This is a genomic window from Bdellovibrio bacteriovorus (assembly GCF_001592745.1).
GTDB classification, from domain to species: Bacteria; Bdellovibrionota; Bdellovibrionia; order Bdellovibrionales; family Bdellovibrionaceae; genus Bdellovibrio; species Bdellovibrio bacteriovorus_B.
The window spans coordinates 897886-920391 of the sequence record NZ_LUKD01000001.1 but is presented as its reverse complement, the minus strand read 5'-3'; the positions used below and the strand labels follow the sequence as shown (position 1 = coordinate 920391).

The window sequence follows — 22506 nt, the reverse complement described above, 5'->3', positions numbered from 1 at the left end:
TATGGACAATCAAGAATTTAATCAGTTTCTCTACGGCGCCGTGATGATGGCGTCGATTGCTGCGGGCATTTTCTTTCTCAAATTTTGGAGGAAGACTACCGATCGTTTTTTTCTCTTATTTTCTTTAGCCTTCTTTTTATTGGCTATTGAACGATTCATCTTTGTGTTTATTCAAAGTGAAAACGAAGTTCATACCTATGTCTTCGTCTTCCGGTTGTTGGCATTTATGATGATTACGGGCGCCGTGGTTGAAAAGAACCGAGCTTAAACGCCCAAGTAAGACTTACGGACCTCGTCGTTGTTAAGAAGATTCTGAGCTGAATCCTGCATGACGACGCGACCCGTTTCCAAAACATAAGCGCGGTGGGAAATTTTCAAAGCCATGCGCGCGTTTTGCTCTACTAAAAGAATCGTCATTCCTTCTTTATTCAGTTTTTTCACAATTTCAAAAATCTGCGCAACGATCAGTGGAGCCAATCCTAAAGAAGGCTCATCCAAAAGAAGCAGCTTAGGCTTACACATTAAAGCGCGGCTGATGGCGAGCATCTGTTGTTCACCGCCTGACAATGTCCCGGCCATTTGCGCGACACGCTCTTTCAAGCGTGGAAAAAGATCGAAGCACATTTCTAAGTCGGCTTTCACCTGAGCTTTGTCAGAACGGGCATAGGCTCCCATTTCTAGGTTTTCGTATACGCTCATCTGAGGGAATACGCCGCGGCCCTCAGGAGACTGCGCAATGCCTAAGTTCACGCGTTTATGAGTAGGAACTTTAGTCAGATTCTGATTTGCAAATGAGATCTGGCCCTGTACTGGAACGAGTCCAGAAATTGCTCTTAAGGTTGTCGTTTTGCCTGCTCCATTGGCGCCGATCAAAGACACGACTTCGCCCTCGTTGACGTAAAAGCTGACTCCTTTTAAAGCCTGAATGGATCCATAAAAAACTTCTAAATTTTCGACGGTCAAAAGCGGAGAACTCATTCTTTTTCCTCCACGCCAAGGTAGGCTTCGATCACTTTTTGTGAACCTTGAACCTTTTGAGGATCACCTTCTTCGATCTTCACTCCGTGGTCCAAAACGATGATGTTTTCGCAAATGCCCATAACCAGCTTCATGTCATGTTCGATCAAAAGAACGGTCAGTTTAAACTCTTCGCGAATTTTAGCAATGGTCTCCATCAAATGATGGGTTTCAGAATGGTTCATGCCCGCCGCGGGTTCATCTAATAGAATAATTTTGGGATCCGTTGCAAGGGCGCGAACGATCTCAAGCTTTCGCTGTTCCCCGTAAGGCAAAGAGTTTGCGGGCTTATGAGCTTTTCCATCGAGATGAAAGATCTTGAGCAAACTCATCGCTTTTTCCTGCAAAGCTTGTTCGGCCTTACGGAAGCGAGATGTTTGCAAAAGGGTGTCGAAAAGCCCGTAGTGCATGTGTTGATGACCGGCAATCAAAACGTTATCTAAAACTGTAAGGCCTTTAAAAAGACGGATGTTTTGAAATGTGCGCGTGACTCCATGATGAGAGATCTCATAAGGTTTCAGGCCTTTTAAAGATTTACCTTCCAGAGCAACATCGCCATGAGTGGGCTGATACACACCGGTAAGCATGTTGAAGACCGTCGTTTTGCCAGCTCCATTAGGACCGATCAGTCCTGCAAGCTGACCCTTGCGAATTTTAAATTCCAAAGAGTCGACAGCCTTCAGACCGCCGAACTGCATGGTGATCTTACGCGCCTCAAGCAGAACGTCGGACATATTTTCTCCAAACATCGGTGATTTCTTTTTCGCCGAAAAGTCCCTTCGGGCGAAGAATCATAACCAAGATTAAAAGCAAAGAATAGATGACCATGCGGAGGTCGACACCGGTGAACTCCTGTAAAGGACGCAAAGCTTCTGGAAGAATCGTCAGAACTACTGCGGCAACAATAGAACCTGTCATCGAGCCCATGCCCCCTAGGACCACCATGATCACGGCATTCACGCTTAAAAGAAAAGTAAAGGAAGAAGGGTTGATGAAGTTAGTGAAGTGCGCAAACAAGGAACCTGCGACACCAGCAAAGAAGCTGGACAGCACGAAGGAGCGTACTTTCATGCGGGTCGTGTTAATACCCATGGCCTCTGCCGCAATTTCATCTTCACGCACACTTAAAAAACCGCGACCGTAAGTAGAGTGCATCACGCGCCAAATAGTAAAGAAGCAGATGACAAGCCAAATTGAGGCAAAAATAAAAGAGAACAAGAAAGAACCAAAACCAGGAATTCCCGAATATCCACGAGGGCCACCTAAGAAATCCATGTTTAGCAAAGCCACACGGATGATTTCGCCAAAGCCCAAAGTCACAATCGCAAGGTAATCCCCTTTAAGTCTCAATGAAGGAAGGCCAACTAAGAATCCTGCGATAGCGGCCAACAAACCGCCGCCCAAAGCATAAATAAAATATTCTATGGCCTGAAATGACGGAGGAATCAAATCCCAGTGAGTATTGGCGTAAGCCGAAAAGTAAGCGCCGATGGCCATGAATCCCGCGTGGCCCAAAGAAAACTGTCCCGTGTAGCCATTCACAAGATTGAGGCTCATGGAAAGCAAACAGTTCACGAGGGCAAAAAGCAAGATGAGCTGGAAGTAAGCGTTTATTCCAAAATCAAGAATGAAACCCAGAACACAAAGAAATAAAAATACGAGCAGGGGAGATTTTAGTGATTTAATCATTAAACTTTCTCCACCGAGTATTTGCCCAAAAGGCCCGCAGGCTTAAAGATCAAGATCACAATCAAAATACCAAAAGCCAAAGCGTCGCGGTACGTACTGGAAAGATAAGCGACGACCATTTCTTCAGAAAGACCCATGATCAAGGCACCTAGAACCGCACCGCCTAAGTTGCCGATGCCACCCAAGACGGCCGCGACGAAGGCCTTCATGCCAATCATCATTCCCATCAACGGATCGATTTTAGGATATTTCATTCCGACAAGTACGCTGCCTACTCCGGCCAATGAAGAACCGACAACGAAAGTAAACGCGATGATTCGATCAGGATTCACACCAAGAAGGCTAGCGACAGAAGCATTGCTGCTTACAGCGCGCATAGCACGACCGATTTTTGTTTTAAAAATAAGAAAATTCAAAGCAAGCATCGCAAGGATGCTGACGACAAGAACCGTGATATCGAAAGACTTTAATTCAACGTTACCGATATTGAATAAAACAAAGTCGTTCATCACAGAGGGGAAGACTTTAGGGTCCGCACCGAAAACAACTTGGCCGGAATACTCTAAGAATAAACTCACACCAATCGCCGTGATAAGAATATTTAACTTCGGTGCGTTTCGAAGGGGGCGATAGGCCAGGCGCTCAATGATCAAACCTAAAATACTACAACAGATCATTGAAACAATAAGAAGAGTGATCAGGGAAGAAATGCCCGGGTTGTTTTCAATGCCGATCCAACGAGCGAAGTAGTAAGCGGCAAAAGCGCCCACCATGTAAACATCCGAGTGGGCGAAGTTGATCATTTTCAGGATTCCATACACCATCGTGTAACCAAGGGCGATCAGTGCGTAAATAGAGCCAAGACTGATACCGTTGATAATGTGTTGTATGAAATCCTGCATGCACCGTCCTTATGGCGTGATCGTCGTAATATATTTGCGGTTGGTACCGTCTACTTGGATGATCACGGCACTTTTCACAGCGTCGCGATTTTCATTCAAAGTGATTTTGCCTGTCACGCCTGCAAAATCTTTCGTTTTAGCTAGTTCATCACGAATAGACTTTCCTGACAAGTCGGGAGCGCGCTCAATGGCTGCCGCTAAGATTTTTCCGGCGTCGTAGCCCAAGGCCGCCAAGGCATCCGGCGTTTCATTGTATTTTGCTTTGAATTTTTTGATAAACTCAGTCACTAAAGGGTCTGTAGACTCTGTCGTGTAGTGATTCGAATAATAATTGCCGTTCACAGCTTCTTTGCCAATCTCTGAAAGTTTGTCGCTGTCCCAGCCGTCGCCACCCATCAGTGGCACTTTGATACCAAGTTGACGTGCTTGTTGAGAGATCAAGCCCACTTCTGTGTAGTAACCTGGAACATAGATACCATCTGGATTTTTTGAGCGGATCTGAGTCAGTTGCGCTTTAAAATCGATGTCTCCGGCTTGATAGCTGAGGTCGTTTGTGATTTCGCCACCGCGTTTTTTAAACTCTTCTGAAAAAACGTCTGCAAGACCCACGCTGTAATCGTTTTTCACGTCACGAAGAATCGCCACTTTTTTAAGTTTCAAATTCTCATTCGCAAACTTAGCCATGACGAAGCCTTGGAAAGGGTCGATGAAACAAATGCGGAACACATAATCACCAATTTTAGTTACATCCGGATTTGTCGAAGCGTGAGAAAGAAAAGGGACTTTTGCATTCTGAGCAATCGGAGCTGATGCTTTCGAGCGGCCGCTGGCGACACCACCGATAATAGCGACGACTTTATTTTGATTGATAAGGCGAGTGACGGCCGCCGCAGCCTCTTCGTTTTTACCTTGGTCATCCAGAGTCACCAAAGAAATTTTCTTTCCTTTGATTCCACCTGCGGCATTCACTTCATCCAGGGCCAAACGAACGCCTTTATTTGAACTCAAACCAAAAGTAGCATCACTTCCAGTTAAGGAATCATACTCACCAATCACGATTTCATTCTCTTTTTTTGTACAACCCGCAAAAAGCGGAAGCACCAATACCAAAGTTAAAAGCAGGCGTTTCATCAGGACCTCATTTCTAAGAGTGCAAATAGATACACACTAGAATTCAAGTTCCCAAAACTCTGGTCAAGATAAAAAGGCAGAAGAAAGGGCTTCGAATGAAGCCCTATGTAGCTAGTACGTTCGCTAAAGAAAGAAGATCTAATTGGTTCTTCTTTTCATTCTTCGTAACAAGATCCAGCGGCACTTGCACTAAGCGCTCGCCTTCGGTACCGATCATGATATCGCAATAGCCCTTCAGTAAAGAGTCTACGGCAGCGGCCCCCATCCGGCTGGCCAGTATGCGATCAGCTGCCGTCGGTGAGCCCCCGCGCTGTTGGTGGCCTAGAATGCAGACTTTCGCATCCATTCCCGATTTTTTACGAATAGCATCAGCAAGGTCGTAAGCACGACCCGGTTTTTGGCCTTCGGCTGTAATAAGAATACTGCTGGTTTTGCCGCGACCGATGGCTTCTTTAATACGATCCAGTGCTTTTTCAACAGTGGTATTTCCTTCAGGAGTGAAGATCTCTTCGGCTCCACCAGCTAGTCCAACATGCGATGCAATAAAGCCAGAATTTCGACCCATCACTTCAACGATAAAAAGACGATCATGAGAAGCGGCGGTATCGCGAATTCTATCAATCGCTTCTAAAGCAGTATTCACCGCCGTATCAAAGCCAATCGTTTTATCGCTGCCGTAGATATCATTATCAATCGTGCCGGGCACGCCGACGATTGGAATTTGGTGTTCCTCCCAAAGAGCATGAGCCCCACGGAAAGATCCGTCGCCTCCGATACAAACCATCGCATCAATGCCGGCAGCTCTTAAGTGTTGAGCCGCCTTTGCGCGACCTTCCGGTTTCATGAACTCAGTAGAGCGACCTGTTTTTAAGACAGTGCCTCCACGTTGAATGATGTTCGCCATGTCACGCAAATGAAGTTGCGAGATTTTGTTATCCATCATGCCAACGTATCCGTTTTGGATACCGTAGACTTCAAGATTTTGCGCAATACCCACACGAACCACGGCACGAATCGCCGCATTCATTCCGGGAGCATCACCACCGCTAGTATAAACACCAATCTTCTGAATTTTCTTACTGAACTGAGCCATAGAAACAGGCTACCGATCCATCGTAAAAAAGCCAAGCTGCATGTTGAGTTAGTTCTTGCCGTAAAGCGCCGAAGGCGCAATTTTGGGTAGAGCCTAGGGTTCCTGCTCTGGGCCTTTTCGCTCGGACAGTCCTCGCGCGTTTAGTCTTCTGCTGGCAATCTTGTTTTGGGGTTTTTAGTTTTTCCCGTTGTGGTGCAGATGTTTTTGGGCGCTGCGGAACTCGCTACAAGGCTCAGAGCAGGAACCCTAGGCTCTACCCAAAATTACATCTCGATGTTCTTTCAGAAGACCAAACGTCAGCGCAGCTGACCAGAAAACCACAGAGGAACGATACAATGTCTTTTTTTATTTCCCCCAAAACTGGTTCGGAGAGAGGAAGGGTTAAACTCTGCTTCCTTGAAGCGAGTTCCGCAGCGCACGAAAGCTATGGCGGTAGTACAGAAAAGAAAGACACGAAAAGCAAGAATGCCAGCAAAAGACGAGAAGCGCGAGGACTGTCCGAGCGAAAAGGAAGCAGAGTTTAACCCTTCCTCTCTCTCCGGCACCCGAGGTGATGAAGGGAAATAAAAAAAGGCGTTCCCGTGGGGAACGCCTTTTGATTAGTTCATCGTTGTTAGACGATTACTTAACCATTGATTTGAATTCTGCGCCAGCGCGGAATTTTGGAGCCCAAGAAGCTGGGATTTTGATTGCTTTACCAGTTTGTGGGTTGCGACCTGTGCGAGCTTTGCGTTTAGCTTTAGTGAAAGTACCGAAGCCAACAAGTTTAACGTCGTCGCCTTTTTTAACTGATTTCTTGATGTTCTCTACTGCGCAATCAAGGATCATTTCAGCTTGAGCTTTAGAAACTTTTGTTTCAGTAGCGATTTTTTCGATAAGTTGAGCTTTGTTCATTTGAACTCCTCTTTAAGACACTTTTGTGTGTCCGTCGTTGTAAATAAAAATCGTGATGATAACTCTTCGTCATCCAATGACATGGTCATGAAAATGCAAAATCGGAAATTCGTCAATAGCAAAATGTGAAAACGACTCTGAGTGCGCGTTTCAGCGGCATCAGTGCATATCTTCAGAAGAGTCTTCGTCGTCCATACTTAAAGCATCACTTGAAGAATCTTTGACGGGAATTTTGTATTCTTCGCTGGCCCATGCGCCAAGATCGATGATGCGACATCTTTCTGAACAGAAAGGACGGAAAGGATTTTCTGGTGAGTACAACGCTAAACGCCCGCACTGCGGGCATTTAACTTGTCTTGGTTTTTGAGGTTCTGTCATACCTGAATCTTTGCTGAGTCTTGCCACGAGTGCAAGACGCAGAGCTTAGTACTTTTTAAATTTACCCGTTGCGAACTTCGTAGCTACGTTGTTGTACGGGTAGTAAAGATCATATGTGAAGTAACCGTCTTGCAGAGTTCCTTTTAGAACCTGAATTTGGATCAAGCGCAAGCCGCCACCATTCCAGTAGGAACCTTGAGCACGGATCTCGAAACCTTGGCTGTTATTGATCAAGCTAAACGTGTTGTTGGAGTTCAAGATAAGTGGGTTGAACGCAACGCCGCCAGCATCCCAACCCAAGCTAAAGTTCCATTGGAAGAAACTTGGAGCCGGGTAAGCTTCGAAGCGCACCGCTGGTTTCATAGATGAATCAATAGAGAACGCAATTTTGAATGAACCAGAAACCCAGTTGTTACAGTCGGAAAGACCGCTGCTCCAACCCCAGATATTTCTGTCACAAACCGCCATGGCTTCTTTTAAGAATTGTTTGTAAGCGCCAGAGTTGACGATCGTCATGTCACCATTCACGGTGCCGACGCCACCCCAACTTTGTACATACGAACGGTTGAAGTCATAATATTGTACGGGGCCTGTCACTGTACCTGGAGTCCCCGGTGTACCACCGTTCACCCACACACAGTTTACGCCGTTGTACGAATATCCCGCAGGACAAGTGACTGTGGTTGTACCACCACCACTGCCATCGCTACAGCCCACCATCAATGCCGCGAAAGACATCATCGCAACAAAGGACGTTAAAAGCTTTTTCATAACAAACCTCTTTCTAATTAAACTTCTACATCTAATCTGCAATACAGAACTCATGCCATTTCTATCTATGGGTGAATTGTGGTTATTTTGCGATTGGCAGCTGAAAGACTGTTTAAAGTCTGGAGAGCACGGTCAATTTGCGTCACTCTTGCGAGTGTCTAAAAATGAGACACTCTATTTTTCCCTCTGAAAACAGCCTTTTTTCGTCTCACAAATTGGAATCTTTTCGGTCGAGTAAAATGGGAATTTATGATAGGGTGCTAGCGCTATGATCGATCGCAAATACATCCCGTACATTCTTGGAGTTTTTCTTCTGGTGGCACTGCTTGCAATGGCGCAAACTCCTCGCGTTTTATTGAAAAGCAGAACCAGTGAACGACAAGTTCAGGTGCAGGAATCGAAGTCGAATTACTTCTATCTTCCCGTCGGATCGAAGAACGTTTCAAATTTGACCGAGGTGGACTACGCCACGTTGATTGGGCAATTCCTAGTGAAAAATTTTGCAAAAGTTCAGACCGCTACGGGCAAGAATTTGGTTATTCCGTATGAATGGCAAAGTCCTTACTTCGCGGCCTTCGCTCAGCAGAAGGAAGACTCTATGCAGATTTCCCTCTGGGGTGGAATGGCGCGAGCACCAGGTGCCACGAAAGCTGCTCTGGCAGCTATTCTTTGTCATGAGTTGGGGCATATTATTGGCGGTGAGCCTCGGCAAACAATTCCCGGTTCGGATTGGGCTTCAACCGAAGGACAATCTGATTTCTACGCGGCCTCAAATTGTTTACCTGAGCTTCTCACCGCGTATCCAGAACTTGTTCCCGTGATAGAAGACGATGTCAGAAAGGCTTGTGATCAGAATACTCTTTGTGAAAGATCCATGCAGGCAGGGCTTGAGATGATTCGTTTCGTGCAGCAATATTCGTATCGTGACTATGTGCCGGTGAATATCAATACTCCCGCAGCAGCGACAAACGAACTTGTTCGCAATACTTATCCTTCGGATCAATGTCGCTTAGACAGTTTTGTGCAAGGCAGTTTGTGCCAACTAGGAACGTGTCGAGCTCCGGTGTGTTGGCTTCCTTAAAAGCAGATATGTCCCTAACAAAATCAAGAGCAGACTGATCCAGCTTGAAATTGAGACTCCCAATGTCGGTCCGCGAAAGTCATCCCGAAAGTATTCCATGATCAAGCGGCCGATTGCATGCAAGATCATCCACGAATAAAAAACGGCTCCTCTTTTTTTTCTCGGAGCTTTTTCAATTCCCAGTAAAATAAAAAGCACACCCAGTTCCCATAAGGCGGCATAAGCTTGGGTGGGGTGTCGTCCTCCGAAAGCCCATGGCAGTTCGCAGTATTTTCCGAAACAACATCCCGCTAAAAGGCAGGCGATACGACCCATGACATAAGAAAAAGAAAGAACGGGAGCAAACATGTCCAGATATTCTTCGAAGGTGCTTTTGTTCTTTCTAATAAGATAAATAAAAGCCAGAAGCGCGGCGAACAAAGCGCCACCGTAAAAAACGAAGCCGCCGTTCCAAACTTGCAGTATACGGACGGGTTCTTCGCGATAATAAGGAAAGTCTTCATAGAAAACGTGGAATAAGCGACCGCCCAAAAATCCCGCCACCATGATGATTAGACTAAGGTCGAGCGTCGTTTTACGCGAAAGTTGCAACTGCTCCGAACGCCTCACCAGCCACCATAGGCAAATGCACACAGTGCCACTGAGGATCAGATAATAAGTGGGAACACCGAATGTAGGTGAAAGCGGAAGGATCGGGTACAAACTACCTCCAAGTATACCGACGATAGACTTAATTTTCTTTTATTCCCCAAAATATTCAACTCGATTCTGGTCAAGCCCCGCTAACTAAATACATAATTACAAATATATGAAGTTGCACCCTGCCGAAATTGCTAAGGAAATTAAAAGTTTCTCTTTCTTCAAGTCATTCAGTGACGACTTGCTTTTACAAGCATCAGCAATGATTCATACCGAATCCGTGTCAGCAGGAAGTTTGATTCTTCAAGAGGGAAAAAAGAACACTTCTTTGTTTTTTCTAAGATCGGGCAGTGTCGAAGTTTCATTAGCTGGCGAAGTGATTGCGACATTAAATACGCCGGGTGAAGTGTTCGGAGAAATGAGTGTCATCACATCCAATCTGACGTCGACCACGGTCAAAGCTCTGACGGCAGTGGAGTGCTTTGTTATCCGCTCAGAAGATTTCGGACATGTTCATCCCAAAGACAAAGATCGCTTTCAAGCACTCTTATTCCAGATCTACTGCTTTATCTTGACGGAGCGCTTGATGCGCACAAACGAAAAAGCTCGTTTGTTTGAAATTCTCAATCGTGAACTGCACGAAGCTCAAAGCGCGATCGAAAAAAGTGGCGGTGGCAAGGTTCTGTTAGTCGAACCAGATAAAAAGCAACAACTGCCGATTCGTATGGCCCTTGGTGGAACCGGCGTTCAATTGGATATCGCCAGTGATTCGGCCATGGGACACACTTTCTTGGCTGAAAATAAGTATGACATTGTTTTGTGTGAAGAAGCTTGTGTGGACGTCTTAAAAGATGTTCAAGACAAAAAATCCTCTCCCTATGCCGTCCTACTTACAAACAAAGATGTCCAAGGAAACTTGAATGTTCTGGAAAAAAACCGCTTCGTCGATCACATCATTTCTCGGGATGCCGAAGATAGAAATGCCACCATTCGCTATGTATTAACTGCTTTGAGTAAGCTTTTGAACAAAGATCTTTTTGGCATCGAAAAGTATCTGACTTGGGGAGTAGAGGTGCAAACTCGAGCCGTGACTCACTCTAGTCAGCGCGAAGGACTTCGCGAAGATATTTACACTTACTTCAAAAAGATGGGGATTCGCAGCACGGTTTTAGATCGCGTTAATACTGTCGTTGAAGAAATGCTGATGAATGCGATATACGATGCTCCGGTGGATGCTCAAGGAAAGTCCATCTTCAATCACATTTCTCGTAAAGAAGAAATCAAACTGGATACTCATCAACAATCGCAGCTGACGTATGCTAGTGATGGTGTGTTGCTTGCAGTAGCGGTGAAAGATCCATTTGGTTCCCTTACGAAAAACATCATCATTGATTATCTTTTAAGCTGTTATAATGGCCAAGCTGGCAGCATGAATGCTGAAAAGGGCGGTGCCGGTCGCGGTCTGCACCAGATTATCGAGAACGCGGACTTAACTGTATTTAATGTTAAAAAGGGTGTTCGCACCGAAGTGATTTGTCTTTTCAACGTCGACGGACAAAAGCGCGAAGCTCAGCCTTCGTTCCACTACTTCTTCGTATAACTCAAGAAACCCACCAACATCTGTCCAATAAGGATGCAGGGGACGGTGGGAAGCTCTGTGGAAAATAATGAAATGCTAAATCCCAGTAGACTTCCTAAGGAAGCGATTAACAGTATTTTCGCCGTATAAGAATTCAAATTTCGACTGCGGGATGAAGCAAAGCTTGTCGCAATGAAAAGTGATCCCATGGTGTAAAGATAGCCCATGCTTTGAATTGCCATTGTCGTCAATAGCAAGGTTCCTACGTCGAAAACCAGATTTTTGCCGCTGCGATGAATGGAGCTTTGATTTAATAGCTGAAAAGAAATCATCGAAAGCTCTTTCCAGCTCCACAATAAGAATGCCCCAAATGCCAAGCCTGCTGCCAGACTCATCTGCGCACCCAAATTGCTCATCACCGCAATATCACCAAAATACGCCGCTGCCATATGAGACTCTAAAGAAGGCGTGATGGAGGTGATCAAATACGTAAGCGAAAGAAAGAATACAAAAAGAGTCAAATAAACGTGGTTTCTGTCCGAGCGGGATTCAATCCAAAAATCAGAAAGTAAGAGTGTCAACCAACCTAAACTCAAACCTAAAACCAGATTCAAACCGTGAAAGTCGGTTCCCAAGATAAGGTTTAAAACAAATCCCAATACAATTCCTAAAGAAGAGCCTTGGCCTAACACAAAAATTTGCGCACTTTTAGCCCGAGCGGTCCACTGGCCACCTATCAACGCAAGCACCGCAGCCATAACCACACTGGCCGGCAAAGCCCACTGATAAATTTTTAGCAAGTCCAAGAAGGAACTCATCGAATCTCCAAAAATTTAACTGAAGCCCAGTTTTGTACAAGCGCGCGATGAGACACCAAAATCAAAGAACTTTGTGGATTCATTTTAAGAAACTGTGCTAACGCGTCTTCCAGCACTTGAACTGAGTCCTTATCCACGTGATTAAAAGGCTCATCCAAAACCAATAATTTGGGGCGTTTCGCCAGAACAGCCGCTAAAAGAACTTTTTGTCTTTCACCGCCACTGGCGGTGTTCCATTTCTTATTAAGATCAAGCCCCCGCAGCAAGGGAAGGTCTCGTGCCGTGGGAGGGACCATATCCTGTAGGGTCAAGGGAAGATGGAAATTCAAGTTTCCTAACTGAGGAACATACTGCATTTCGACCTTCGAAATGCGCAACTGAAAAGAGCCTTCATAGTATTTATGAAGACCCAAAAGAATTTTCAATAAGGTGCTCTTTCCTGAACCATTTTCTCCACGCAGAAACAGCACTTCACCTTCTTGAAGATCAAAGTCGACCGCAGGTGAAAGATCCAGTCCTTCACGGCTGCGGGCTTTTAGATTTCGAACTTCAAGAATAGAACTCATGGAATGGATTTTACCAATAATTTTTGCAAGCCTTCAATCGTCTTTGCATCGGAATTACCAGAAGTTTGCACATAGGAAGGCACAGTGACAACTGGAATGCCGGAAAGCTCTGTGAATCTTTCTAAAGCTTTATGAGGTGCTGAGGGTGTCGCGAAGAGCACAGCCACTTTGTTGTCCTTTGCGAGCTTCGCCACCTGAGCTAAGCGCGCCGCCGAGGGTGGCATGCCTGGCTTTTCCTCTAACGATCCGACGGATTCAAGCCCATAGGCATTAAAGAAGTAGGTAAATTCTTTGTGATACTCCATGACCTTCACTTTTTTTACGCTCTTAGAAAGTGTCGTCTGCAGGTCCGTCATTTTCTTTTTGAATGCATCATAATTCTTCGAAAACTCAGAGGCTTTGTCTGGGTTTACTTCTGATAAAACGCGCACAACTTCGTTCGCGCCTTCAACGAGCTTTTCTGGCGACAATGCAAAATGCGGATTTCCTTGAGGATGAACATCTCCTAAGGATCTGTTGATAACGCCCACGGGAACGTCGACAGGCTTTACCGACTTTCCTAGGATGCAAGAACCCTTACCACCAGGGGAGACATTTGCATTTCCGGCTTTTTCTAGAACCTTTGGAAGCCAACCGACTTCAAGTTCTAAACCAACAGAGCAAAGCACGTCGGCTCGATTTACTTTTAAAATATAATCGGGGCGGGCTTCGGCATAGTGAGGATCTTCACTTCCTTTCAGCAAGCTTTGAACTTCCACTTCGTTTCCGCCGATAGCCTGAACAATTTCTGCAATATCGGGAAGTGTCGTGACTACTTTGATTTTCGAAAAAGCCGTCGAAGCACAGAATAAACATGTCGCAAATACAAAACTCTTCACGAAATCCTCCTAGAATGAATGCGCAGGGTGCGCGCCCAAGATAGACACCAACTGCAACTCAATTTTCTGGCTCAAGTCATCCGATTCGCCCTTATAAGTTTGCACATCGTAAGTGTACGCGACGCGGAACCATGTGAACTCACTGTGCTTATAGGTCAGGGTCGGAACAAAGCCATAATCTAAATTGTCTTGTTTAGAACCATCTGATTGAAACGTGCGGGAAAGCTCCGAGAACAAATCCACACGCAGTCCTAGAAACAGACGTTCACTCAAGGACATTTGCGGATAGATGTATGCACCGATGTCCTCTTGGCGGTCTGCTTCGGGAGCTTTTAAGTTGCGATACCAGATTTCTGATTGCAAAAGAAAACGAAGAACTTTGCCTTCCGTCTTTTTAAATACAAAATCAAACCCATAAAGCTGAGTTTGAATGCCTTCAGCATCAGTGCGGCCTAAATAATTCATTCCCCATTGCAAGGCTCCGGCGTCACCAAAATCAATGAAGTTGACCGGGTGAATATAGTGAGTAGGAACGCGCGGTTTTTCGCCCGCATCGTGGGCGTGTCCATAGGTATATCCATTTGTCACACCGGCGGTAATGTCCCAATAAGAGTCCGTGGGAAGAAGAGTTGAAAACTCGGCTCCCGTATCGGCGATACCTTCTTCGTCAAAGAACTCTGTCTGCACACGAGGCGCAGAAATAAAGGCCCAATCGTGCTGGTGGAATTGGTTTAATCGACCTACGCCTAAAAAGAATTTCCCGATTTTGAACCGAGAAGAGGGGATCAGTTTGTTGGATGAAACGAAAGCCTCATGCACTTCAAAAACAAACTCACCATCTTCATTGTGAGCTGCCGCGTTTAGGTTCGCGTCGAATGTAGGATCAAGAGGACCAAAAAAAGAAAGCTCGGCAGATCGAATGTCCAGCTTATTTTCTTCTGAGCCTTCGAAATCAAAAGGGGCCACGAAATCGATCGCAGCGGCGGTTTGAATGTTTTGCAATAGATTCTGTGCAGAAGCGCGAACGCCAGAAAGCAGAATAAAAAGAATGACCGTAAAACGTTTCATTAGTGTGATTCCTGTGGTGCAGATAAGACAGCTTTAAGAAGCTGTGCTTTTTCAAGTTTAAAACCCCAATTACGGCCGAAGCCATTACCCGGGCTATTATCATAGTTTAGATCCAAGCTGTCTTCTGCAGAATTATAAAGAGTGTTGCGATGATCCATCGAGGCATTCTTGGATCCTTTCCACAATAGAATATGACTAGGATGTTCGTTGTTATGCACATCAATAGTGAATGTCAAAACACCCGTCGCATCTACAGAATTAAACAGGGAGGACCATTCTTGAGTTTGACCCTGTGCTGAGCTGAAAACAAAAAGTTTGGTGCCTTGACGAGTGAAAACAAAATCAATGCCGTTTTTAAGCTGGGAGTCTGCGAAAGTAGACACACGGAAGCGTCCTCCCTCTTCCAAAGTAAAACTCACTTCAAAGTTGGCTCCCGAAGACACTGAAGAAACCGTGTCAGCCATAAGCCCTACGCCGGGAGAAATTTCGAAGTAAGCTTGATCTCCGATTTTTTGAGCTTGTTGAAGGGCGTCCTTGTCAGGATTGTATCCGCCTCCGCAAGCCGTCACGAATAAAGCCGTCAGTGCAAACAGAAATGAATGCTTCATGATCACTCCTAGAACGAAGGCTCGCCGGGGCCTGCATTGCGACTGCGATGACAATCAATTTCAGTGCCTGAATGAATGTGGCACATGAAATGGGCTTTCGTTTCAACACCATTAACTAAAGAGGAAAGAGTTACAAACATCTCCGTCGCGTTTTGCCACATCTTAATGCTCGCTAAGTTGTCCAAAGAAGAAATTTTTCTTTCAAAAACATCCATGGAAGAAGCTAAGCCTTCAAGATACGCATCGACATTGAAACTCAAAGCCGGAACCGTCGAAGGAGTATTGTTCAATTCTGCACCCTCATGGCAGTGGGCATGGTGTTCGCCATCCTGAGAATGGAAGTGGCAGTCATAAGATGCCGACTTCACCGCATTTTCTGCAACGAAGTAAATTTTAGATGCAGCCTCGTCATCAAACGTCTCGGTTTGGAAGCTCCAAAGAAGACCCGCTCCTGAAGTCTCAAACATTTCTAAGGCTTCGACGGTCGCCGCGCTCACTTTAGAACGCTTCAAGATACTGAGATCCGTTGTGTGATCATGAGCAAAAGTGGCCGGTGTGAATGCGAAAATCAGGGAAATAAGAAAGGTCTTCATAACGTCTCCTTCGATTTAAAGCGTTCTAGCATCCTGATTTTTTAGATGCAAGTAATTTGCATTTAAAAAATGCAACGAATGGTTGCGTAACACAGAGACTTGTTGCGGCACCACCCCGGGTCCGCTATCAAGGGGTCATGCCTGGGCTGATTCGATTTCGCTGGATTGCGATATTCTGTCTAACTTTGGGGATTATTCCCCTTATTCATTGGAACCTTCTGCAAAAAAGGGACATCTTCTATTTTATTGCTGTCCTTGCATTGCTGGCGACCTTCAATGTTCTGTCGCAAGGTTTGTGGCCCCGCGAAGATCACGCTCGTCAAAAGCACACCCTGGTGCATCTTTGGGTGGACCTTTTAGCGGCGGCCGGTCTTCTTTTTGTGAGTGGTTCCGCAAATAACCCTTTTGTCAGCATTCTTTGCATTCATTCGTTCTTAGGGGGCATGCTTTTACGTCAAAGAGCTTCTTATCTTTTTGGAGCTTCAGTTCTTCTTTTATTAGGTCTTTTGCAGTTAGAAACTTATTTTGACGCCAGGGTCACCGTGGGCTCTGACGTGTCTGATTTAGGCTTAGGATTTCTTTCGCAATGGCTTTTGATCACCGCCTCTTGGTTTGTTAGCCATTACTTCTCAGGTCTTTTGCAAAAAAACGAAATGCGCATTCGTCTTTTGCAGGATCGTCAGCATCAAGCGGATCGTTTGAAATCTTTAGGTGCATTGACGGCGGGGTTCTCTCATCAATTAGCGACTCCGATGAATTCATTAAAACTTCGCATGGAACGTGGCTTAAGAAAATTATCCAGCGAGGAAACAACCGCGCGCGAAGAGTTAGAGAAAGCCAAAACATCTTTGGATGAATGCGTGCAAGTGTTTCAACACATGGCTTCGGTTTTTTCCCGCTCTTCGCAGGCTGAATTGCACACCGTGGAAATTCAAAAACTTACTGAGGATCTTTTAAAAGTCTGGGAAAAAGAAAACGAAGGAGTCGTCATCGAAAAGCATTTTATGACAGAACCTCTTTCGTGCCGTTTGCAGGTGCTGGCGTTTTCAAACACCTTCTTTGATTTGTTAAACAACGCTTTGGAAGCCTCTCCGGCTGGGTCTAAAATTTACGTGCGCTTGTTTAAAAAGGACTCTTGGATTCTTCTAGAGGTCACAGATCTTGGAGAAGGACTCTCTGAAGAAACTTTATCTCGTCTGGGCGAACCCTTCGTCACTACAAAGGTGGATGGCAACGGCCTGGGAATTTATTCTGCGATGATGATGGCACAAGCTGCGGGTGGCGAGTTTAAAATCTTTAATAACACCTCGGGAAGAGGCGCGACGGCGCAAATTCGTCTTCCCATCGAGGAGGCTTAAATGGATATCAAAGGTAAAAAGCTTTTATTGGTGGAGGACGATCGCAACCTTCGCGAAGTATTAACGGAAGAACTTCAAGATCGTGGCATGGTGGTCACAAGTTTTGAACAAACTCCTTCTTTGGCGCAAATCACTGAAGCTGAGTGGGCCTTGCTTGATTTACGTGTAGGTTCTGAAAACGGCCTGCAGTTTTTAAAGGATCTCAAAGACAAATTTCCCCAAGTCAAAGTTGTCATGATGAGTGGTTTTGGCAGTGTTGCTTCTGCGGTGAAGGCTATGCAGTTGGGGGCCCACAGCTTTATCAGTAAGCCGGTAACCCCGGATATGATTATCAAGGCTTTTACTGACCAAAATGTGGGTGAGGAAGTGCCTGATCAGGAAATTTCTTTGGCACGTATGGAGCGAGAATACATCGATTACGTTCTGCAAAGTTCCGACGGCAATATAACTCAGGCCGCTAAGAAGTTAGGTCTGCACCGCCAAAGTCTGCAAAGAAAACTTCGTAAGAATATTCCGAACAAATAAAAAAGGCGCTTAAGCAGCGCCTTCTGTTTTCTCTTTTTCTTTCTTTTTATTCTCAAGGAACATCAGAAGCAGAAGAAGTCCTACTCCGCCGACAATCGCCATATCGGCGATATTGAAAGCGGGCCAGCTCCAACGATTGTAGATATGGAAATCCAGGAAGTCGATCACGTAACGAAAGCGCACGCGGTCGATGTAGTTTCCAATAGCGCCACCGAAGATGCTTGAAAGAGCGATAATTTGTTTTGTGTCGTCGTCTTTCACGCCACGTAAAATACCTAAAATAATGATCAACGCAATGGGTGGCATCGCCAAGAAGAAGATCTCACGGAAATCGGGATGGCTTTCTGCCAAGAATCCAAACGCCGCACCGAAGTTTCTTACATAAGTGATGTTAAAGAAATTAGGAATGACAGAGATGGACTCGCCCAGGTGAAAGTGCGTGTGAACATAGACCTTAATCACTTGGTCTAAAGCCACAAGGAAAGCAGAGATAAGCACAAGCCAGATATATTTACGTTTCATGCTGGGGAGTATAGCCCAATTACCGCGGGCCACGCAAAGACTACTTAAGTAGGGTTTTTGAACGGCTGTAGCCGATTTTGATAAGCATGCGAAGGGCTTCAAGGTCTGAGCTCAAGTTGAACTCTTCTTTGACTTCCTGAATCATGCCTTTGGAGCAGGAATCTAGCATCTCCATTAAATCAGGCTGACGAGTTGTCGCTGTTACAGTTTTTTCAGTATAGGAAACCTGAGTTTGTGTCGCGGTTGTCGCCGCCGGCACTACGTGAACTTGCTGAACTTGTTGCATTTGCTGAACCTGTTGCACGGGAGGTGCTACAGTCGCTGGCGTCGGTTGAGGCTGTGCCATCACTGGACGAGCGGGGCCGTCAAGTTCACCCATCATACCAGCCAGGCTTCTTAGTTCATTTTTGAAGTTTTGGATGCTCGGTCTTTCCAACGCATGGTCGCCATCGCGAGTGGCTTTGAGATACAAACTCACCAAGATATCCGGAGTCGTTGCCATTTCCTTGATCGAAGAGTTCTGAACTGTCAGCCACTGATAGGCTTTCAGCAAAGTCTCTTTCGTGTATGCCTGTGGTGGCAACGGATTCATGGTCATTGATTAATTTTCTCCGGAAGGTGAGGGACTGAAACTACAGACTCCATTACGTCGAGTCAATGTAGAGTAACCACAAAATCCCAAGAATTATCTGCTCAAAAATTATGCATCTCTAGATGCAGGGGTTTTATTCAATTACAAAACTAGAGGCATTGCGAAAAACGAAAAAAAGGAAAAGAGTTTTTCTTGATTTTTCTTTCAGGTTTTAGGAATGGCCCAGTTAATAAAAGAAAAACCCACAAGTTTTTAGCTTGTGGGTTTCGTCGTTTTTTTAGGATTTTCTTAGTTGGCGTAGTCTTTCGCAACGATTCCGTACTTCTCAATTTTTCTAAGAAGTGTCTTCTTCGGAATATTGGCGTGCAACGCTGTTTGATTGATACGACCACGGAAAGTTTTAAGAGCTTTGATAATAAACTCTTTTTCGAAAGCTTCTTTCTGCGCATTGAAATCTAGGTTTTCGGAACCGTTGTAAGGAACGATTTCTTCGCCATCCAACTCTTCAGAGTCCGTACCCACGTCCGCATCATCGTCATCACCCAAAGTCGCATGGGCTTGAGAAGCCGATGCCAAACCCGCCGAAGCTACGTTTTGAGCGGTTTCCATCACTGGTGGAACATCGATCAAATTTGTACCTGTAGCAATCAACAAGGATTCAGGCAAAGATGCAATCGTGATGATGTTAGACATCTCTAGAACAAAAGCGTGCTCGATCACGTTTTCAAGCTCACGAATGTTGCCCGGCCACGTGTGTTTTTTAAGGACCGCCATCGCATCTGGAGCAATTCCGTTGATGCGTTTGCCGTGCGCTTGGTTGAATTTCTTAATAAAGATATTCACCATGTGATCCATATCGTCTTTGCGCTCAGCTAGTGCCGGCAAGAAGATAGGTACAACGTTCAAACGATAGAACAAGTCTTCGCGGAAAGTGCCCGCTTTGATCATGTCTTCAAGAGGTCTGTTTGTTGCCGCGATAATTCTAACATTCGTCGGGAATTCGCGATTCGAGCCAACGGGAGTGAAAAGCTTTTCTTGAAGTACGCGCAAGATCTTTACTTGCATCAATTGTGGCATGTCGCCAACTTCATCTAGGAATAGCGTCCCGCCTTCAGCGAATTGGAATTTCCCGATCTTGCGTTGATCCGCACCTGTGAAAGAACCCTTTTCGTGACCGAATAACTCGGATTCAAAAAGATTCTCTGGGATTGCAGAGCAGTTGATAGCAACGAATTTTTCATCTTTGCGAGCGGAGTTGTAGTGAATCGCTTTAGCAACAAGTTCTTTACCCGTTCCGGAAGCACCACGAATCAAAACCGGGGTATCGACCTTAGCAAGACGGTGAATGATGTTAAACACCTTTTGCATTTGCGAAGTGTGACCGATGATTTTACGACCGGCTTCGTGCATGACGGGTGCCGAAGCTGCGATATTTGAAATCAAGTTATGGGCATTTACGGCTTTATCGATCAATTGAAGTAACTGATCGCTGCCAACAGGTTTTGGAAGGTAATTGTAAGCGCCGTCTTTAACGGCTTGAATCGCGTCGTTCAACGTCGCGTGCGCGGTCATGATGATAGCAATGATACCTGGGTCGAATTCTTTGATTTGACGAAGAGCTTCGAGCCCGTTCATGCGGGGCATGTCCACATCAAGAATCACTAGATCGTATTTCTTGTCGCCGCCTTTGATCTTTTCCATAGCGTTAACGCCATCGAAAGCCTCGTCGACTTCAAATCTTTGAGTGACTGCGAGTGCGGATTTAACGGAAAGTCTTAAGCCCTGATCGTCGTCTACAACCAAAACCTTAAGCATGTGTACCCCCTTGCTCGATTGGTAGTTCTACCGTAAATGTGGAGCCATTACCATGGGAAGATTCTACAAAAAGGCGTCCATGGTGAAGTTCGGTAAAGTATTTAGCCAAATAAAGCCCCAATCCTGACCCCTTAATTGGCGAGCTTTTGGCGTTCTTGGATCTAAAAAACTTCATGAAAATATTAGGCAATTCGTCAGCAGGAATACCCGGCCCCTGATCGGCGACTTGAACGACCACCTTCGTGGAGGACTCTTCGCTAGAGATCATAATCTTCGTGTCTTCAGGGCTGTATTTAATGGCGTTTTCTACAAGGTTTGAGAACACCTGCTTCATTAAATCAGCGTCCACAGGAACGGGGAACATAGGCTCCAGTTCAGAGACGATCTGGATACGTTTCACTTTTGCAAGGAACTCGTGCTTACGGATGACTTCTTGAAGAAGATTGTTGATGTCCTTGCTTTGCAGGTTCAGCTGAACCCCTTGGCTTTCAATTTTACCATAATTCAAAATCGCATTGATGAACTTCAAAAGGTCATCAGAAGAATGACGAATCGTATCCACAGCCTCGCGCTGCTGAGGACTCAAGGTCACCGGATCGGCAAGAATCATATCCGTCATCCCTTGAATGCGCGCAATCGGCGTTTTTAAGTCGTGAGACATCATAGAAATGAAATTCGTCTTAAGCTCTTCGACCTGACTTAGAAGTTTATTCTTTTGATAGTATTCCCAACTGCGACGATTTTCCACGATCAAGCGGTACGGGATGAAGAAGTAGTAGCAGAGGAAGATGGTTAAAAGTGGCGCCGCCATCGGAAGCCAGAATCCTCCGATCCAGAAAGCGGCAGAGCTGACACCAATAAAGCCGACCAACGTGGCCGCAAGAACCATCAAACCTTGAGTGGGTTTCATAGTAAGGACAACATGAGTCGTTAATAACGAAGCGAGGAGAATGAGTAACCAGCTAACGTATTTGCTAGCCCTGACAGGTGCTGAGTTCGTAATGAGGGTATCGATCGCGTTTGCCTGCAGTTCGATACGTGTCATTGCCATAACATCTCTATTATAAGGGCTTTGAATATACTCGGCTTCATTCAATCCCAAATCGGTACCAATAATTACAATTTTATCTTTGAATCTGTCTGTGCTGACGACACCGTCGATGAGATCTTCGAATGAAGTTGAAGGAAAAGACTTAGCTGGATGAAAATTAATGTAAGCCTGGTCGGTCCCGTAAAAATCAAAAACGCCGCGAACGCTTTCTACGTTTGCGACACTAGGGTTAACCAATGCCGCTAGGTGCGTCGATAATAGAGGACGATCTTGATAGGTTAAAATCATTCTTCGAGTTACGCCGTCTTTAGCAAAATTAACTAAGTCCGTCGTTTTTGGAGAAGGGAATAAAGAGATTTGCTCAAAGGGCTGACTTAAAACCAATTGATTCTCTTCCCCTTTTAAAGGAGTGGAACGTCCAGCGACATAGATGTTCTCATCCGCTACGATACTAGCTTCCCATTTATTTTTTGCCTCGATGGTGCCTGGTGTTTCATTAAGGTCAAAGTCATAAACTACGGCCTTTGGATTCTGGCTCTTAATCTTTTCTAAAAGCTTGTTTTGTTCGGAAGCTGAGGGGAAACCTTGAAAGCTTTGAATTGTCTTAGGCGTTATGTAGATAAGCTCAATATTTCCGGACGTAGAGTTGATTAATTTTGTGCGACTTCGCAGGTCGTATAGATAGGACTCGATATACTCCAAATTTGTTTGCGCCAAAAGAATAGAAATCCCTACTGCGAATAAGATTCGCAGCGCAAGTGCTTGGTAGTTGCCCTTTTTAGAGGGAACTGATTTCTCTTCAGGGGAGGGAGGAAGAGTCATAAGTCCTATATTTTATTTTTTAAAAGTTAGCGAACGGGGATGCAGCCTTCGCCATTACCTGTACCTGGCCCGCCTTTAATTCCTGGATTTGGTAGTGCGGGCTTCAGAGGCTTCAC

At 45.3% G+C, this 22506-nt stretch carries 25 protein-coding genes; 5 read left to right on the top strand and 20 right to left on the bottom strand.

The genetic code is table 11. The features are described 5' to 3' along the window. Position 1 precedes the first annotated feature (1 nt). Entirely contained in the window at positions 2-268 is a 267-nt protein-coding gene (locus AZI87_RS04335; protein ID WP_063205174.1) for a DUF5985 family protein, read from the top strand. Here AZI87_RS04335 and AZI87_RS04330 read toward each other — a convergent pair. The 9 genes from AZI87_RS04330 to AZI87_RS04285 all read right to left on the bottom strand — a co-directional run bounded on the left by AZI87_RS04330 (position 265) and on the right by AZI87_RS04285 (position 7875). Then, complete coding sequence (locus AZI87_RS04330; protein ID WP_063205173.1) at positions 265-978, bottom strand: ABC transporter ATP-binding protein; 714 nt, start codon at positions 976-978, stop codon at positions 265-267. The two genes, AZI87_RS04335 and AZI87_RS04330, sit on opposite strands and share 4 nt — an antisense overlap. After that, positions 975-1751, bottom strand: coding sequence for an ABC transporter ATP-binding protein (locus tag AZI87_RS04325; RefSeq protein WP_063205172.1), 777 nt, complete (start codon positions 1749-1751; stop codon positions 975-977). The genes AZI87_RS04330 and AZI87_RS04325 overlap by 4 nt, the downstream gene beginning before the upstream one ends. Beyond that, positions 1732-2703, bottom strand: coding sequence for a branched-chain amino acid ABC transporter permease (locus tag AZI87_RS04320; RefSeq protein WP_063206569.1), 972 nt, complete (start codon positions 2701-2703; stop codon positions 1732-1734). The genes AZI87_RS04325 and AZI87_RS04320 overlap by 20 nt, the downstream gene beginning before the upstream one ends. A 2-nt stretch (positions 2704-2705) precedes the next feature. Then, on the bottom strand, positions 2706-3608 hold the full coding sequence (locus AZI87_RS04315) for a branched-chain amino acid ABC transporter permease (RefSeq protein WP_063205171.1): 903 nt from the start codon (positions 3606-3608) through the stop codon (positions 2706-2708). Between the two features lie 9 nt (positions 3609-3617). Beyond that, positions 3618-4739: an ABC transporter substrate-binding protein gene (locus AZI87_RS04310; RefSeq protein ID WP_063205170.1), complete on the bottom strand. Its 1122-nt coding sequence runs from the start codon at positions 4737-4739 to the stop codon at positions 3618-3620. 103 nt (positions 4740-4842) lie between these two features. Further along, positions 4843-5832: a 6-phosphofructokinase gene (pfkA, locus tag AZI87_RS04305; protein WP_081112123.1), complete on the bottom strand. Its 990-nt coding sequence runs from the start codon at positions 5830-5832 to the stop codon at positions 4843-4845. A 621-nt stretch (positions 5833-6453) separates the two neighbouring features. Continuing rightward, entirely contained in the window at positions 6454-6726 is a 273-nt protein-coding gene (locus AZI87_RS04295) for an HU family DNA-binding protein (protein WP_063205168.1), read from the bottom strand. 159 nt (positions 6727-6885) lie between these two features. After that, entirely contained in the window at positions 6886-7104 is a 219-nt protein-coding gene (locus AZI87_RS04290; RefSeq protein ID WP_041870760.1) for a DNA gyrase inhibitor YacG, read from the bottom strand. Positions 7105-7149: 45 nt separating this feature from the next. Then, positions 7150-7875, bottom strand: coding sequence for a hypothetical protein (locus AZI87_RS04285; protein WP_063205167.1), 726 nt, complete (start codon positions 7873-7875; stop codon positions 7150-7152). Positions 7876-8143: 268 nt separating this feature from the next. On the opposite strand from AZI87_RS04285, the gene AZI87_RS04280 reads away from it, so the two are divergent. Then, entirely contained in the window at positions 8144-8956 is an 813-nt protein-coding gene (locus AZI87_RS04280; protein ID WP_063205166.1) for a hypothetical protein, read from the top strand. On the opposite strand, the gene AZI87_RS04275 is transcribed toward AZI87_RS04280, so the two are convergent. Then, positions 8918-9658: a prolipoprotein diacylglyceryl transferase gene (locus tag AZI87_RS04275; protein WP_063205165.1), complete on the bottom strand. Its 741-nt coding sequence runs from the start codon at positions 9656-9658 to the stop codon at positions 8918-8920. The genes AZI87_RS04280 and AZI87_RS04275 overlap by 39 nt on opposite strands. 106 nt (positions 9659-9764) lie before the next feature. On the opposite strand from AZI87_RS04275, the gene AZI87_RS04270 reads away from it, so the two are divergent. Next, complete coding sequence (locus AZI87_RS04270; protein ID WP_063205164.1) at positions 9765-11195, top strand: cyclic nucleotide-binding domain-containing protein; 1431 nt, start codon at positions 9765-9767, stop codon at positions 11193-11195. Here AZI87_RS04270 and AZI87_RS04265 read toward each other — a convergent pair. The 6 genes from AZI87_RS04265 to AZI87_RS04240 are packed head-to-tail and all read right to left on the bottom strand — an operon-like array spanning position 11180 to position 15705. Then, complete coding sequence (locus AZI87_RS04265) at positions 11180-11992, bottom strand: metal ABC transporter permease (RefSeq protein ID WP_063205163.1); 813 nt, start codon at positions 11990-11992, stop codon at positions 11180-11182. The genes AZI87_RS04270 and AZI87_RS04265 overlap by 16 nt on opposite strands. Beyond that, positions 11989-12558: an ATP-binding cassette domain-containing protein gene (locus tag AZI87_RS04260; RefSeq protein ID WP_063205162.1), complete on the bottom strand. Its 570-nt coding sequence runs from the start codon at positions 12556-12558 to the stop codon at positions 11989-11991. Before AZI87_RS04260 ends, AZI87_RS04265 begins: the two co-directional genes overlap by 4 nt. Then, positions 12555-13436: a metal ABC transporter substrate-binding protein gene (locus tag AZI87_RS04255; RefSeq protein ID WP_063205161.1), complete on the bottom strand. Its 882-nt coding sequence runs from the start codon at positions 13434-13436 to the stop codon at positions 12555-12557. The genes AZI87_RS04260 and AZI87_RS04255 overlap by 4 nt, the downstream gene beginning before the upstream one ends. A 9-nt stretch (positions 13437-13445) precedes the next feature. Continuing rightward, on the bottom strand, positions 13446-14504 hold the full coding sequence (locus AZI87_RS04250) for an outer membrane beta-barrel protein (RefSeq protein ID WP_063205160.1): 1059 nt from the start codon (positions 14502-14504) through the stop codon (positions 13446-13448). Then, positions 14504-15112 (bottom strand): hypothetical protein, encoded by a 609-nt coding sequence (locus AZI87_RS04245; protein WP_063205159.1) that lies wholly within the window; start codon positions 15110-15112, stop codon positions 14504-14506. The genes AZI87_RS04250 and AZI87_RS04245 overlap by 1 nt, the downstream gene beginning before the upstream one ends. A gap of 8 nt (positions 15113-15120) precedes the next feature. Beyond that, entirely contained in the window at positions 15121-15705 is a 585-nt protein-coding gene (locus AZI87_RS04240) for a hypothetical protein (RefSeq protein ID WP_063205158.1), read from the bottom strand. Between the two features lie 137 nt (positions 15706-15842). Here AZI87_RS04240 and AZI87_RS04235 point away from each other — a divergent pair, with 137 nt between their 5' ends. Beyond that, on the top strand, positions 15843-17063 hold the full coding sequence (locus tag AZI87_RS04235) for a sensor histidine kinase (protein WP_063205157.1): 1221 nt from the start codon (positions 15843-15845) through the stop codon (positions 17061-17063). Next, positions 17064-17588: a response regulator transcription factor gene (locus AZI87_RS04230; RefSeq protein WP_063205156.1), complete on the top strand. Its 525-nt coding sequence runs from the start codon at positions 17064-17066 to the stop codon at positions 17586-17588. Positions 17589-17597: 9 nt separating this feature from the next. Here the strand turns inward: AZI87_RS04230 and lspA are convergent, their stop codons facing one another. The 4 genes from lspA to AZI87_RS04210 all read right to left on the bottom strand — a co-directional run bounded on the left by lspA (position 17598) and on the right by AZI87_RS04210 (position 22390). Further along, the gene (lspA, locus tag AZI87_RS04225; RefSeq protein ID WP_063205155.1) at positions 17598-18110 is read right to left on the bottom strand and encodes a signal peptidase II; all 513 of its coding nucleotides are present in this window, start codon (positions 18108-18110) and stop codon (positions 17598-17600) included. 40 nt (positions 18111-18150) lie between these two features. Further along, a complete protein-coding gene (locus tag AZI87_RS04220; protein ID WP_063205154.1) occupies positions 18151-18708 on the bottom strand; it encodes a hypothetical protein in 558 nt (185 codons plus the stop codon). 282 nt (positions 18709-18990) lie between these two features. Then, a complete protein-coding gene (locus AZI87_RS04215; RefSeq protein ID WP_063205153.1) occupies positions 18991-20517 on the bottom strand; it encodes a sigma-54-dependent transcriptional regulator in 1527 nt (508 codons plus the stop codon). After that, positions 20510-22390 carry an ATP-binding protein gene (locus tag AZI87_RS04210; RefSeq protein ID WP_081112122.1) on the bottom strand — a complete coding sequence of 627 codons (1881 nt, stop codon included), beginning with the start codon at positions 22388-22390 and terminating at the stop codon, positions 20510-20512. The genes AZI87_RS04215 and AZI87_RS04210 overlap by 8 nt, the downstream gene beginning before the upstream one ends. Positions 22391-22506: the final 116 nt, after the last annotated feature.